General features: G+C 73.8%; 6 protein-coding genes. 2 read left to right on the top strand and 4 right to left on the bottom strand.

The window, feature by feature from the left end; genetic code table 11:
• The first annotated feature begins 118 nt into the window (after nt 1–118).
• Nucleotides 119–1,519 (top strand): hydrolase, encoded by a 1,401-nt coding sequence (locus OHB41_RS45075; protein ID WP_266707377.1) that lies wholly within the window; start codon nt 119–121, stop codon nt 1,517–1,519.
• Between the two features lie 103 nt (nt 1,520–1,622).
• Here the strand turns inward: OHB41_RS45075 and OHB41_RS45070 are convergent, their stop codons facing one another.
• The 3 genes from OHB41_RS45070 to OHB41_RS45060 all read right to left on the bottom strand — a co-directional run bounded on the left by OHB41_RS45070 (nt 1,623) and on the right by OHB41_RS45060 (nt 5,290).
• Nucleotides 1,623–3,761, bottom strand: a complete 2,139-nt coding sequence (locus tag OHB41_RS45070; protein ID WP_526025089.1) for an ATP-binding protein — start codon at nt 3,759–3,761, stop codon at nt 1,623–1,625.
• Entirely contained in the window at nt 3,758–4,525 is a 768-nt protein-coding gene (locus OHB41_RS45065) for a Pvc16 family protein (protein WP_266707375.1), read from the bottom strand. Before OHB41_RS45065 ends, OHB41_RS45070 begins: the two co-directional genes overlap by 4 nt.
• 102 nt (nt 4,526–4,627) lie before the next feature.
• Complete coding sequence (locus OHB41_RS45060; protein ID WP_266707373.1) at nt 4,628–5,290, bottom strand: helix-turn-helix transcriptional regulator; 663 nt, start codon at nt 5,288–5,290, stop codon at nt 4,628–4,630.
• Between the two features lie 189 nt (nt 5,291–5,479).
• Between OHB41_RS45060 and OHB41_RS45055 the strand changes: the two genes are divergently transcribed.
• Entirely contained in the window at nt 5,480–8,308 is a 2,829-nt protein-coding gene (locus OHB41_RS45055) for an AAA family ATPase (RefSeq protein ID WP_266707371.1), read from the top strand.
• A gap of 66 nt (nt 8,309–8,374) precedes the next feature.
• On the opposite strand, the gene OHB41_RS45050 is transcribed toward OHB41_RS45055, so the two are convergent.
• Entirely contained in the window at nt 8,375–13,948 is a 5,574-nt protein-coding gene (locus OHB41_RS45050) for a hypothetical protein (RefSeq protein WP_266707369.1), read from the bottom strand.
• Between the last annotated feature and the right edge of the window lie 126 nt (nt 13,949–14,074).

The following is a 14,074-nucleotide window of genomic DNA, read 5'->3' as shown; positions in this document are numbered from 1 at the left end:
CGTTGCCACGGAAGCCCTTCGGGCCGTCGGCAAAGGGCAGCCGGCCGCAGCCCTTCGGGCACCTACCGTGCCCCGGCGCCTGCTGACGGGAGACCGCCCGCGGCCATAGCGTCGACAGGTGAGCCTTTGGACTTCGCTGGAGCCCGCCTCCAGCACTGTGGATCCCGGTGGCAGTACCAAGGTGCGGCTGCGCCTGCGCAACACCGGCGACGTGGTGGACGAGTACCGGTTCGAGCCGGTGGGTGATGTCGCGCTCTGGACGACGGTGGAGCCGCAGATGCTGCGGCTCTATCCGGGGACGACGGGGACGGTGGAGCTGATGTTCGCGCCGCCCCGGACCCCGGACGCGGTGGCGGGCCCGAACCCGTACGCGGTGCGGATCACGCCGACCGAGCATCCGGAGGCGACGACGGTTCCGGAGGGGAACCTGACGATCACTCCGTTCACCGAGGTGCGGGCGGAGTTGGTGCCGCCGACCGTCAAGGGGCGTTTCCGTGGGCGGCCCAGGCTGGCGATCGACAATCTCGGCAATACGAAGCTGACGGCGTCGATCAGCGGGAGTGACAACGGGGACCATCTCAGTTACGACATCCACCCGAGCAACGTCCAGATCGAGCCGGGACGGGCCGCTTTCGTCAGGGCGACGCTGAGGCCGCGGCAGATCATCTGGTTCGGGTCGAAGGAGCAGCGGCCCTACTCCCTCGCCGTCCAGCGGTCGGGGACCAAGGCCCAGCCCGTCGAGGGGACTTATGTGCAGCGCGGCTTCCTGCCCCGCTGGCTCGCCACCTTCCTGGGCGTCTTCATGGCCCTCGCCATCACCTTCGTGATGCTGTGGCTGGCGTACAAGCCCCAGGTCCGCAGCGCCGCCACCGAGAAGCTCCAGGAAGCCGGCGTCAGCACACTGCCGCCCAGCCCCTCGGCGTCCGTCCCGCTTCCGCAGCCCTCGATTCCCCCGCAGGCCCCCACCCAGGAGGCGGCCCCTTCTCCGACCGAGAAGTCGGCCGGTGGGGGCGGCGGGGGCGGCGGCTCAGAGAAGAAGAAGGAGACCAAGCCCACCGAAGTGACCGCGGCGACCGCGGTCACGCGCCTGGCCGCGGACGATCCGGGCGTGCGGCACATCTGCTACCGGGCCTACGAGACGGGCGAGGGCTGGCAGAAACCGGTCTGCGACGGCGCCATGGCGGGCACGGTGGGGCAGAACCGCCCGATCAAGTCCCTCAACCTCGCCGTGTCCGGCACCAAGGGCATGAACGGCAACGAGTTCGTCCACGAGAAGGAGTGGCTGAACCCCTGGACGGGCGTGGCCGACGGTGTCGACCTGTACCTCGGAAGCACCAAGGCGGAGGACCCCTACATGCTGGCCTTCGGCGTCAACGTGACCGAGGGCGGCATCTGCCAGAACGCGCACGTCCACAACCAGGCCTGGCTCGGCCTGCAGTGCAACACGCCCCCCAAGTACATCCTCGGCGGGACCTTCAACCAGTCGCTCTGGCTCGAAGCCGTCAAGTTCACCGTGTGACACGTCCCTCGTGTGACATGTGGGCGCCCGGCCGGTTCATGAGGAACCGGCCGGGCGTTTCGCGACGGGCCGGACGACCGGCGCCGAGGTCCGCGCTACGCAGCTACCAGGTGCCCTCGCCCGGCACCAGCCGGCCCGCCTTGCGGTACTCGCGCCGTGCGCCCTCCAGCAGGTCGGCCGTGGTGACCTCCGCACCACGGCCCGCGGCCGTGTAGGCGGCCGTGACGACGGCGCTGCGGATCGAACCCCCGGCGAGCTCGAACTCGCGGGCGACACCGCGCGGGTCGATGTCGTCGGCGCGCGGCACGTGGGTCAGGGCGTGCCGCCACAGAGCCAGTCGCTGGTCCGCGTCGGGGAACGGGAAGTCCACCACGAGGTCGAGGCGCCGGGTGAACGCCTCGTCGATATTGGCGCGCAGGTTGGTCGTGAGCAGCGCGATGCCGTCGAAGGACTCGAGGCGCTGGAGCAGATAGGAACTCTCCATGTTGGCGTACCGGTCGTGCGCGTCCTTGACCTCGGACCGTTTGCCGAACACGGAGTCGGCCTCGTCGAAAAGGAGGACGGCATCGGTGCGGTCGGCCTCGGTGAAGATGCGTTCCAGGTTCTTCTCCGTCTCGCCGACGTACTTGTCGACGATGGAGGAGAGCTGCACGACGTAGAGGTCGAGGCCGAGTTCGGCGGCGACGACCTCGGCGGACAGGGTCTTGCCGGTGCCGGAGTCGCCGGCGAACAGACCGAGCACGCCTCGGCCGCGCCCGCCGCCCGCGCTGAGCCGCCATTCCCCGAGCACGCGGTCGCGGTGCCGGGCACGCAGGGCCAACTCGTGCAGTTGCAGGAGCGGTTTGTCGGGCAGGACGAGATCGTCCCAGCCCACGTCGGGACGGATCCGGCGGGCGTGCCGTTCAAGGCCGGAGGCGGACTGCTGCCGGGCGGCCAGGCGCAGATGGGCCGCGGTGAGCGTGCCGCCGTCGAACGCGGCGAGGTTCCGCGCGGCGCGGGCGGCGCGCACGATGCGGTCGCCGCCGAGCCGGTACGGCGCGACGACCGGCGCGAGGTCGAAACCGGGCGCGAGGTCGAACCCGGGCGGCGGATCCGGAAGGGGCACGGTGCCTGCGGTCCGTGCCGATACGGGCACCGCGTCGTCGGCCGGTTCCTCCCAGGGGCCGGCCTCGGATCCGGATTCCCCGCCGAGCGCCGTCGCCCACGCCTCCACGGCACCGGCCCGCAGCCGGGGCGCGTCGAGGACGAGCGGATCACGGTGATCGCACCAGTGCGGGTCGTAGGGGCGGGGATCGGTGAACAGTACGGAGACGTCCTCCACCGCCAGCGCCCGCATCAGCGGCGCGGGGTCCTCCGGCAGCGGGGACACGACGATCGCGCAGTCCCGCAGCCGCGCCTCGCGCAGGAGTTCGGCGATCGGCTCCTGTGCGTCGGTACCGCCGGGGGTGAAGTGGAGCGACTCGCGTCCGGACCGGTGCAGGGCGGCCGCCGCGCAGGCGAGACCGTCGCCGGCCCGGTGCTCGCGCAGGTACACGGGGAGCGGGACACGGGTGAGCCGGTCGGCGAGCCGGAGCAGGAAGCCCTCGTCGTACCGCTCGCCCCGCACCGGCGCCCGCAGCCGGCGGACATGGCCGCTCAGCGCGGCGTCGAGGGTCTCGTCGCCGAGCAGATGCGCGATCAGCCGGTCGGGGACACGCAACGACCGGCTGAGGAAGGGACGTTCGGGTTCCTCGACCACGACGAGACCCAGCGCGGACAGCGGAGCCGAAGGATGGAACCGGGCCCGTGCCGCGGCCTGGTGCGCGGGGAGTCCGCACAGGTCGAGGGCGAGTCCTGTGGTGGCCCGGCGGCGACCGACGTCGTCGTTGAGGTAGCCGTACAGCGGCTCGAAGGTGCGCTCGAGGTCCGGTGCGAGAGCGATGAGCAGGATACGGACGTCCAGTTCCGTCAGCCCGAGGCGCGCGGCGAGCAGGTCCAGCCGATCGCCCCGCTCAGGTCCCCAGTCCTGGGCCACGGGGCCCTGCCCGGCCGCCTCCAGGAGATGCCGTACCGCCTCCTCGGACAGATACAGGCCGCGCAGCGGATCGGCCGCGGTGGGGTCGGTGGCGCTGCGCTGCTCGACCAGCAGGGCGACCCGCTCGCGCAGCGAGGACAGGCGGGGGAGGAGCGCGTCGGCCGGTTCCCCGGGCACCTCGTTCGGAACGGGGGAGGCGGCGACGGCCTCCGGGACACGCGGGGTCACCTGGTCCGCTTCTCTCCGTCGCGACGGCCCTTGGCCGGGGGATCCGCGTCCGGAGCGGTGCCCGACGCCCGAGTGCCGGACCCCGGAGTGCCGACCGCCGCAGCGGCGCCCGGCGCGGTGCCGGCCGGTGCCGGTGCGCTCGTCAAGTGCCGTGCCTGGTGGTGCCGTTCGGGCGACCCTTCCAACGTGCCGTCCATGCCGCGTACGCGTACCCCGGCGCCCTCTGTGACCGGCGGCCCGGCGTCGTACTCCGGGAACGCCGGGAACGGCGCGGTCACCACCAGGTCGAGCGAGGGCTTCAGCTCGCCTCCGAGCGCGGACCAGATCTCGGCCAGGGACCGTGACTCGGTGTGCAGGCCCGCCACCGTCAGTGGTACGGACAGACCCAGCGCGCCCAGCGCGCCGGGGAGTTGCTCGGGAGGCAGGACTTCGTGGGGGAGCAGTGTCGCCAGCACGGCGGACAGCAACCGGTGTTCGTCCTGGGGCTGTTTGGTCCAGGCCGTCACCAGATAGGACAGCCGGAACCAGCGGGGCGGCTGGCGGCGGCGCAGCACGACACCGCGCTCGTCACGCACGGCCATGGCGCCGCGTTCACGGCGTCTGACGTCCTCGCGGATGTCGTACAGATACGTGTTGATGGCGGGCGCGTTGCGGCGCGCCGCCCACTCGCGGGTCGGCGCGTCGAAGGAGACGTCGATGCCGGAACCGGCGAGGGCACCGCTGTTGAGCAGTCGCTTGAGGACCTCGTCGACCTCGTGAATCACCGTCGTGCTCCCGCCGCGCCGTGTTGTGCCGTGTTGTGCCGTGTGCCCGCCGTGCACCACCGTGTTCCCGTTCGGCAGGCCCCGGGTGAAGCGCCGTCGGGCTCAGATGTAGCCTTCCCGGAGGGCATAGGCCACGGCGTGGGCGCGATTGCGCAGATGGAGCCGGGTGGTCAGTCCGTGCATGACGTTCTTGACGGTCCGTTCGGAGTAGGAGAGTTTGCTCGCTATCTCTCCGGTGTCCATTCCTTCGGCGATGAGCCTCAGGACGTCGATCTCACGCGGTATCAGGCCGGCCAGCGGAGCACCGGGCCGGCCGGCCGCGGTCCGCTGGAGCGAGCCCACCTGAGTGATGAGGCGTCCCAATAGATCCGCGGGCAGGTCACCGTCACCTCGCGCAGCCGCGAGCACGGCCTGCACCAGACGGTGCGCGCTGGCCTCGTGGCGCCAGACGATGGCTCCGACACCGCACTCGATGACGTCCAGGAGCTCGGCCTCGCGGATCGCGCCCACCACCAGGACGGCGCGTGCCCCCTCGCTGCGCACCAGTCGGCGCAGCTGGGAGAGCGTCGCCTCGTCAGGGCTCTCGTTGACCAGAACGGCCACCGCGCCGGGGCCGGCCTCCGTGCCGTCGAGGAGATCGATGACCGGGTGCTGGCCCAACTGGCTGCGGACCCCCGCCCGGGAGATCGGATCGGGTGCCTGGACCACCACCGGGATGCGGTTTCCCGGGTCCACGGCGCGGGGCTCGGCCTGCCGGTGTGACACGCCTGCGTCAGTGGTCCGTAATGAACTGCGCAACCGCTTCTCCCAAATCAACGTACTGGTCGCCCCTGTGCCGCCAGTGACCGAAGGGCTTGTCCCAGACTTCTGCGCCTGGTGTGCCTCGCGCAATCGTGGAGGACCACGAGACGTACCACGAGATCGATCATGAAAATTTCACGACAGGAGGCAGCGATGGGTGGCGAACTCGAAACGCTGCGGGAACGCCGGGAGGCCCTGGAACTGGTGGCCGCCGAGGCGGACCGTGCCCGTGCCGGATCCGGCCGCCTGGTGCTGCTCAGAGGCGCAACCGGAACGGGGCGCACCGCCCTCCTGGAGGCCGTCGCCGGACAGGCGGCGGCACGCGGCACCCGGGTACTGCGCGCCCGCTGCTCGCCCGACGGGGACACCGCCGCCTTCGCCCCGGTCCGGCAACTGCTCGCGTCCGGAGCCGAGTTCGAGAGCGGGGTCAAGCCCTGTCCGGACCCCGCCGACACCCCGCACCGGTGGACCCGCGCGGAACACCTGTGGGACCAACTGCGCGCGTACGCCGTGCGCTCGCCCCTGCTGGTCGCCGTGGACGACGTCCACTGCGCCGACGAGTCCTCACGCCGCTGGTTCGTCGAGGCCGCCCGCCGGATCGACCGGCTCCCCGTCCTGCTGGTTGTCACCGAGCGCAGCCAGTACGACCTCGACCCGCCCCCGGCGGGCCTCGCGCACGCGCTCTCGCCCACCCTCGTCCGTACCCACACCGTCGCCCCGCTGAGTGCCGACGCCGCCGCGCAGCTGGTGCGTTCGGAGTTCGCCGCCGCCCCGCCCGGCTGGGTGGACGACTGCGTACGGGCCGGCGCGGGCAGCCCCCTGCTGCTGCGCGCCCTGCTCGACGACCTCCGCGCGCGGGAGCCGGACGGCGCCCGGCGCACGACCCTGCCCGAGACCTGTGCGGCGCTGTACCCGGGCGCGTATCCGGCCGCCGTGACCTGGTGGCTGGACAGCGCCGGACCGGCGACGGCGGGGGTGGCCCGCGCCCTCGCGATGCTCGACGACGACGCGCTGGAGGACGAACACCCCCAGGAGGCGGCCGAACTGCTCGCCCGGATGGCGGACGCGGACCCCGCCCGGGTACCCGGCTGGCTCACCGCCATGACCCGCCTCGGCGTACTGCGCCCGGGCCCCGGGGGACGACCGGGCTACGCCCACCCCCTCTTACAGGACGCGGTGCTGAGCGGCTGGCCCAGCGCCCGGCGGCAGACCGCCCACCGTACGGCGGCCGAGGTGATGCTGCGCCGCGGCGATCGCGCCGAAACGGTCGCCCGACAGCTCCTGCGGGCACCGGTCGTCGGGGCGGCCTGGGCCGCGACAGCGCTGCTGGACGCCGCCGATCTGGCGGTGCGCGACGCCAGACCCGACGACGCCGTGGCGTTCCTGCGCCGGGTGCTCGACGAACCGCTCACGCCGGCCCGCCGCACCATGGCGCTCACCGAGCTGGGCTCCCTCGAGTTCGCCGTCTCCCGCTCGTCGGCCGGGATACCGCGGCTGACCGAGGCGACCCGGCTGCCGGGCATGCCGCAGGACCGGGTACGGGCGGCGGTGGCGCTCGGCACCGTACTGGCACGGCGCGGCAAGGCGCGTGCGGCGATGGACGTGCTGCGCGCCCTGGACGAGCAACTGGCTGACCACCCGGACCTGGTGAGGCTGCTGCAGACCGCCTCCGCGCTCCTGTCCGACCACGACCAGGGAATCCGCGAGGAGGCCTACCGCTGGCTGTACGGCGCCGCCGAACGGTCCCCGGATCTGGTCGGCACAGCCGGCCGGGCACTGCTGGTGCGCTACGACGCGACGGCCGGTCTGATCTCCGCCGCCACGGCCATGGAACGGATCCGCGCCCTGCTCGACGAACCGGTCGACGCGCTCGCGGAGCCCTTCCTGCTCGGTACGGCGGCCGCCGTCGCACAGTGGGCCGACGAACTGGAGGAGGCCGAGAGGCTGGTGCGCCAGGGGCTCGCCCGGCAGCGGCCCTCGCTGCTGCATCCGATGCACGAGGCACTGCTCAACGTACGGGCGGACATCGCCGCCGTCCGCGGGCGCTACCCGGACCTGCTCGTCGACCCTGAGGTCCGGCGGCCCGGCGAGAGGGCCCGTCGGGATCCGGTCAACGCGCACGCGCACGCCCTGATCGCGCTCGTCGAGACGGGTCGCGCCCAGGAGGCGTCCCGGCTCGCCGACAGCTTCGATCTCCAGGACGCCGGCGACTCCTGGGAACTCAACCGGTTCCTGTACGCGCGAGGCGTGCTGCGGTCGGCGACGGGTGATCCGGCGGGCGCCCTCGACGACTTCCTGGAGTGCGGGCGCCGGCAGACGGCACGGGACGTGGTGAGCCCCGTCGTCACGCCCTGGCGCACTGCCGCCGCCGCGTGCCGTACCGCGCTCGGCGCACCGCAGGACGCCCTCGCCCTGGCCCGGGAGGAGCTGCGGCTCGCCCAGGTCTGGGACACTCCCCGGCTGGTGGGCCGGGCCCTGTCCGGACTGGGCACGGCCACCGGAGGCCGCCGTGGTCTCGAACTCGCCGACCGCGCCGTACGCATGCTGCGGGACGCGCCCGCGGAGACCGAGCTGATTCCCGCCCTGATCGCGCAGGGGCGCCAGTTCGTCGCGGCGGGGGACCGCGCGCGGGCCCGTGACGCGCTGCGCGAGGCGGCCGAACGCGCCGAACGGCTGGGCGCGGTGCGCCTGCGGGTGCGGGCCGAGGAGGCCCTGCCGGAAGGCCGCTCCCGCGGCACGACGACGGCGCTCACCGGATGGGAGGCGCTGACCGGCAGCGAACGCCGGATCGCCGCGCTCGCGGCCGGCGGTCGCACGAACGTCGAGATCGCGGAGCTCCTGCACCTGGCCCGGCGTACCGTCGAGACCCATCTGACCAGTGCCTACCGCAAGCTCGGCATCCGCCGCAGGGCGGAACTCAACGCCGTGATCGGAGGACGGACACCGGACGCGGGTGAACCGGTGGAGCTACCGGGCGCCTGAGGCGGGGCTCGCGTCCTGGGCCGGGCTGTACGGGCCGCGCCCCTTCGGCAGTGCGGGCGACGCGGGTCAGGAGGAGGCGAGCCGCCCGTCCGGGTCGTGGAGCCTGCCGGGCCGGGACGGGTCCCGAAGCATGTGGCGCACCAAGGGTGCCGGCATCCGCACCACCACCGGGACGGGGAGCGTGAGGTCCCGTACGGCGACGAACGCGGCGCCGGACCGCCCCCGGCCGCTCACCCGGGCCACCACCCGCACGTCCAGGGTGAACTGCACGAGCGTCGACTCGGCCTTCGGCTTGTGCAGCGGCATCGAGCCGGACCCGTGGGCGGCCGCGTCGGTGGCGCCGCCCGCCCGGTCTGCGTGGCCGAGGAACTGGTTCATCCGGAACTCGTCCGCGTTCAATACCCCCGCGCCGCCCAGCCCCCGTACCGACGTGCCGTGCTCCGCCGCCTGCTGGTGGTCCGTGCCGGTGGGCCGGGGCGCGTCCAGGGTGCTCTGCGCCACCGTCTCGAAGGTCATCTTGTCGCCGACGCCCAGTACCCGCCCGTCGCGCAGCCTGGCGTGCAACGAGGTGCGCAGATCCTGCCCGCGTACGCCGGAGGCGTGGACGACGGGCAGGTCGGCCCCGGCCGCCGTCAGCAGCGGCAGGGCGGAGATCAGCCACTCGGTGGAGACCGCCTCGCGCTGGGTGTACGCCGCCGCGTCGCCCGTCCGGCGATAGCGCTCACCGCCGTGCGCCGCCCGCACCGTGTCGTCGATCACCCGCCGGATCTCGGGCGCCCCGCGGAACCCGTTGACCTGCGCCTCCATCGGCAGGCTCACCCCGCGGGCGTGCCAGGGCCCCAACCGGCCCGCCGAGGCGTCGTCCGGCCGCAGGAACGCCTGTCCCGCCTCGGCGCGCGGCACCGGCCGCAACCGGGACAGTGCTTCGAGGTCGTGCGCCAGTACGCGGTGGACCAGGGACCGGCCGCCGAGCGTGGCCAGTCCCACCCGGCCCCGGGACGAGTGCAGTTCGAGGGTCGCCTCGATCGGCACGCGCATCCTGACCGATCGGGCGGAGGCCTCCGCGACGGTCTTCACGCCCAGCTGACCCCGCCCGACGGCGGCGGACCTGGTCACGTCCGAGACTCCGACGCCGAGCCCGCCGGACGCGCCGACGCTCCTGAGCGGGCCACCGCCGCCCTCCGGTTTGCCCGCCCCGGCCACGACGCCCTCGAGTGTGCGTGTGTCGCCGGTCTCGGCGCTGTGCGCCCGCTGCGCGGCGGCCGAGGTGATGTACTCCATGTCGCGGCCGTCGGACGCCTCGCCCTCGATCGTGCCGGGCCGGGTGCGGCGTACGCGGAACACGGCCCAGTACGGCGTCCCGCGACCGCGGAACAGCTCGACGGGTACACCGCCGTCCATGGCCCCGGAGAGCAGCCCGGCGGACCCGTCCCGGTCCAGGACGCGCAGCAGCCGCTGCATGTTGTCGTTCGGATCGGCCAGTTGCTGCCGGGGGAGCAACGCGTCCGCGAGGCCGCGGTCACGGCGCCCGACGTCGGTCCGCAGCCGTTCGAGCAGGGGGACGAAGTCGGGCAGTTCCTCGATCATGCCGAAACCGAGCGGCAACTCCTGGGCCAGGGTGGGCGCGGCCGGCGCCGCGGTCGTCGATCCGCTCGCCCGGTCCTCGGTCCGCGACGAGCCGGCCTGCTCCGCGCCGGTCCTGTCCTCGCGCTCGGTCCGCGTGTCACGGGCGGAGGTCTCCGCTGCGCCCTTGGAGCCGGACGAGCCCACCGCGGGCGGGGGATTCCTCCCGGCGGTCCCGGGCAGGCGCAGGCCCGCGGCCCGCACCTGTTCCCCGGTGAGCCAGAGCGCCGCCGCGGCGGGCAGGGTCCGTTCGCCCTTCGCCACGTACGGTCCGCCGCCCGTGACCTTGACCTCGGCGACCATCCGGACCACCAGGTCGCAGTGGACCAGGTAGAGGGGACGGCTGCGCGGAGTGTGGGCATTGCGCTCGACGCTGCCGCTCAGCGTCGTCGCCGCGGAGCCGCTCTCGCCCAGGCTCCGGCCGGCCGACAGCCCCTCGCCGATCCGCCACTCGGCGCCGTTCTCCGCCCCGAGGAGACCTCCCTGCACCGTGGTCGTGGTGGCGCGGCCCTCCTGTCCGGTGGCCTGGTGCCCGCCGAGCACGAACGTCTCGGTTCCCGGTCCGGTGCCCTGCGCCACGACCTCCGGGTTGACGAGAGCGAGCCGGGTACCCACCGCGCCGTCGAGCGCCGCGAGCCTGCGCGGGTGGCGCAGGTTCTTCACCACCCAGCCGGAGGAGACCGCCTGGCGCAGCGCCGAGGTGACGGCCTGGGGGCTGAAGCGTTCCTCGATCGCCAGCCGCGGCGCGAGACCCTCCGTCTGCAGCGCCCGGTCCGCGCGCGACTCGCGGCCACGGGCCGCGGCCTGCGACAGCAGCTGGAAGGCGAGGTCCCGGACCGGGCCGCCGTCGCCCACGGTCTCCACCAGGGTCCAGTCCCGGACCGCACGGCCCGTGATCGACCGGGGCGTCATCGTGGACAGGTCGCCGATGCCGGACGCGCTGAACTGCCGCTGCGGCGCCCCCGGTCCGGCCGTACGGGTCCTGGTACGGGCCGTCAGCCGGTCCTTCGCCGCGGTGTCCAGGGTGAACGCGGTCGGGGTGAGCAGGCGGACGTCCTGCTCCGCCGTCGCCAGGGCCTCCGTGTCCGCGCTCGACGCGATGTGTTCGGCCTCGGGCGCGTCCCGGCCAGGCGCACCGGGGGTGAGGGCGCGCCGGGCGGTCCGCTCGCGGGTGGTCATGGTGACATCGACGTCGAGGCGCAGCGCGCCCCCGAAGGAACTGGTGTTCCCGCCGCCGTTGGTCAGCACGTCGGTGCGGGTCGTCGGGCCCGCCTGGTTGCGCCGGGAGCTCTGCCGGGTCCGTTCGCCGCGAACCGAGGCGGACAGCCCTCCGGGGGCGAGCCGGAACTGGCCCAGCGCGAGTCCGCCGACCGAGCGCGAACTGGAGCGCCCGCTCTGGGAATTGCTGGTGACACCGGAATGACTGCGCACCAGCCAGTCCTTGGTGTCCCCCAGATGTCCCGTCTCGCGCAGCGCGCCGACGACGCGGATCTGTACGTCGTGCGCGTGCCACCGGCTCTTGCGCCGCATCCGCACGCGGATCCCGGAGGAGAGCAACTGGTCGTTGTTCACGCGCAGGTTGGTCTCCGACAGTACGGTGACGAGCTCGCGGTAGTTTCGGCGCTGGACCTCGGCCTCCTCGCGGCTCACCTCCGCCGCGGGCCCCGGTCCGAACGAGGGCAGACAGCCCGCGAGGCGCGGATCGGCGGCGAAGAGCCGCTCGATGCCGGACAGCAGTGGCCCGGTGTCGAGTTGGCTGATGGTGACGCTCGATCCCATGGCCCCGAAGGGCAGATGGCGTTCGGTGTCCCGACCCGTGCGCGAGCTGCCGGCCTCCGCCGTGTGCCCGGGCATCCCGGTGTCCCCGGCCCTTTTCTTCTTCCCGGTGTCCGTACCGGCGGGCGCGGCGACCATCGGGCCCGCCGTGACACCGTCGGGCAGCGCGAGACCGAGCGCCTGTGCCTCGTCGGCCCGGAGACCGATCCACACGTCCATCGAGTGGTGCGCGGTCCGTGCTCCCGAGCGCACCCTCATCGCGGACGAGAGCGGTCCGGTGCCCTCGACACGGAACCGCACCCGGCCGAAGTAGAGCACCTTGTCGCCCCTGACCTCGGCCCCCTGACGGCTCGACACGGTCTGTTCGGCCACCGTGAACCGCGCCTTGCGGGCCCCGGCCGTGGGCATGACCGTCCCACGTACCGCGGCGGCGCCCCCGAGGACTCCGAACCCCGCCGCCGGGCCCGCGCCGAAGGTGCCTCCGCGCCCCTTGCCCGCCGAGTGGGACACCGAGTGCTGCGCCTGTTGGTGCGTGCGCAGCTGCGTCCCGCCGATCGTCCACGAGGGCGCCAGGCCGGTGAGGTCGGCGCGCATCCGGTAACTGCCCGTGGCGCTGCCGTCCTTGGCCACCAGGTCCTCGCCCATCACCCAGCCGCCCAGCAGCCGCGGCAGATCCTCCAGCACCGTGGTGGTGGAGGTGGCGTCGTGCAGCCGGGCCCGCCCGGGCGCACCCGGTGAGGTCAGGGAGGGATGCAGCACGGAGCGGACGGTGTCGAACAGCCCGCCGCCGCCCGGTTCCGGAGTCGCGGCGTCGTCCAGCGCGATCGGGGCCAGGGAGTCCGCGAGCCGCACACGGTTCGCCAACGGGGCGTCCAGGGACCGCAGTCGGGCCGGTGCGGGCGCTTCGGCGGTCACGGGTACCAGGTGTTCGGTGGGCACCCGCATCACCAGCGTCCCGCCGCCGCCGAAGGTCTGCGCGGGCTCACCCTGTCGCTTGATCCGTACGCCGTAGCGCACCCGCCGCGGTATCTCGACCGACCCCTTGTCGCTGCGCAGCACGCGCGGTTCGGACACGGCCTTCTGCACCCGGGTGTCCGTGGAGGACAGGAACGGCTGCGCGTTCGCCATCACCGCCCCGCCGAGCCATACACCGGGAACCACCGGCGCCAGTCCGAACGCCATGAAGTTGACACCCTTGCCGGCCGAGCGGCCCGAACTGTGGCTCACCGCACCCGACGTGTTGTGCTGGGTGTCCACCTTGACGCCGGCACCCTCGGCCACGCGCGCGGCCTGCGCCGCCTGCCGGGGGCCGGCCTCCGTGCGGGGAGCGGAGCTGTCGTCGCCGTCGTGGTCGCCGGCCCGCGCCTTGCCCTTGCCCGTCGTTCCGGCGCTCTCCGCCCTGGCCAGGAGGGCGGCCATGGCCCTGGCCCGTTCGGCGGCGGCGACCTGCGCCTTCGCCGCCTCGGGGGAGACGAAGTTCTCGGGCAGGTCGGCGCTGTCCCGGGAGACGGTGACGGTGACGTCGTACCGCCCCTTTCCCTCCGGTCCCTCGACGGTGAAGGAGCGTCCCTGTCCGTAGAACGTCTCGGGGCGCCCGGCCAGTTCCTGGCGGATCTCGGCCACCGTGCCGTCGGAGCGTCCGACGACCGTGCCGAGGGTGGTGGAGACGAACTCGTGCCCGGTCAGCCGGTACGCGGTGGAGAGGCCCGGAGCCCGTAACTCCCGCAGATACGGGGGCAGTCCGAGGGGCGCATGGGTCGCGGCCGGGGCGGCGCCGGGTGGCGGGGGTCCCGGCCGCCGACGGCCCGGCCGGCCCGAACGTCTCGCGGTGGGGCGCGGGGGAGTGGTCTCCGTCCCGTCCCCGGTCTCGTCCTCCTCACGGAGGGCGGGCAGCACCGTGGGCAGCTTGGCGGCGGCTCCGCTCTCCGGCAGCTCCTCGACCGTGGCCGGGACGGCGAGCCCGGGACGCGGAGGAAGCCCGGATCCGGCCAGGCCTTCGACCGCCGGGGACCGCCCGCGCAGTGCGCGCGCCGTCGCGGCGTTCCCCGCGGTCCTCTGCAGGGCCAGCAGGGCCTGGGGAGTCATACCGGGAGCCGTCGTCGCGGACAGCGGTTGCGGCGCCGGGGCCACGCCGCCGCTCCGGGCGGACGGGTCCGCACCGATCGGCGCCCGGCCGCGGTCGCCCGCATCGCGGTCGCCCGCACCGCCGTTGCCGCCCGACGTCTGCCGCTGTCTACGCACGGTGAGCCGTCCCCGTCGCGGGGTGGCAACCCAGCCCCATCGAATCCATCCGCTCGGGAGCGTAACCACTGCGGCGGCCGCCCAGGGAGCAAGATCACGGACACCGACAGGATGGACGTCCGCCGA

It is taken from the genome of Streptomyces sp. NBC_01571 (genome assembly GCF_026339875.1).
Taxonomy (GTDB): Bacteria; Actinomycetota; Actinomycetes; order Streptomycetales; family Streptomycetaceae; genus Streptomyces.
This window is presented reverse-complemented; position numbering and strand designations above follow the sequence as displayed.

Bases quoted from the DNA above. Each gene is read 5' to 3' on its own strand.
- OHB41_RS45055 (WP_266707371.1), top strand. From the start codon at position 5,480: ATGGGTGGCGAACTCGAAACGCTGCGGGAACGCCGGGAGGCCCTGGAA.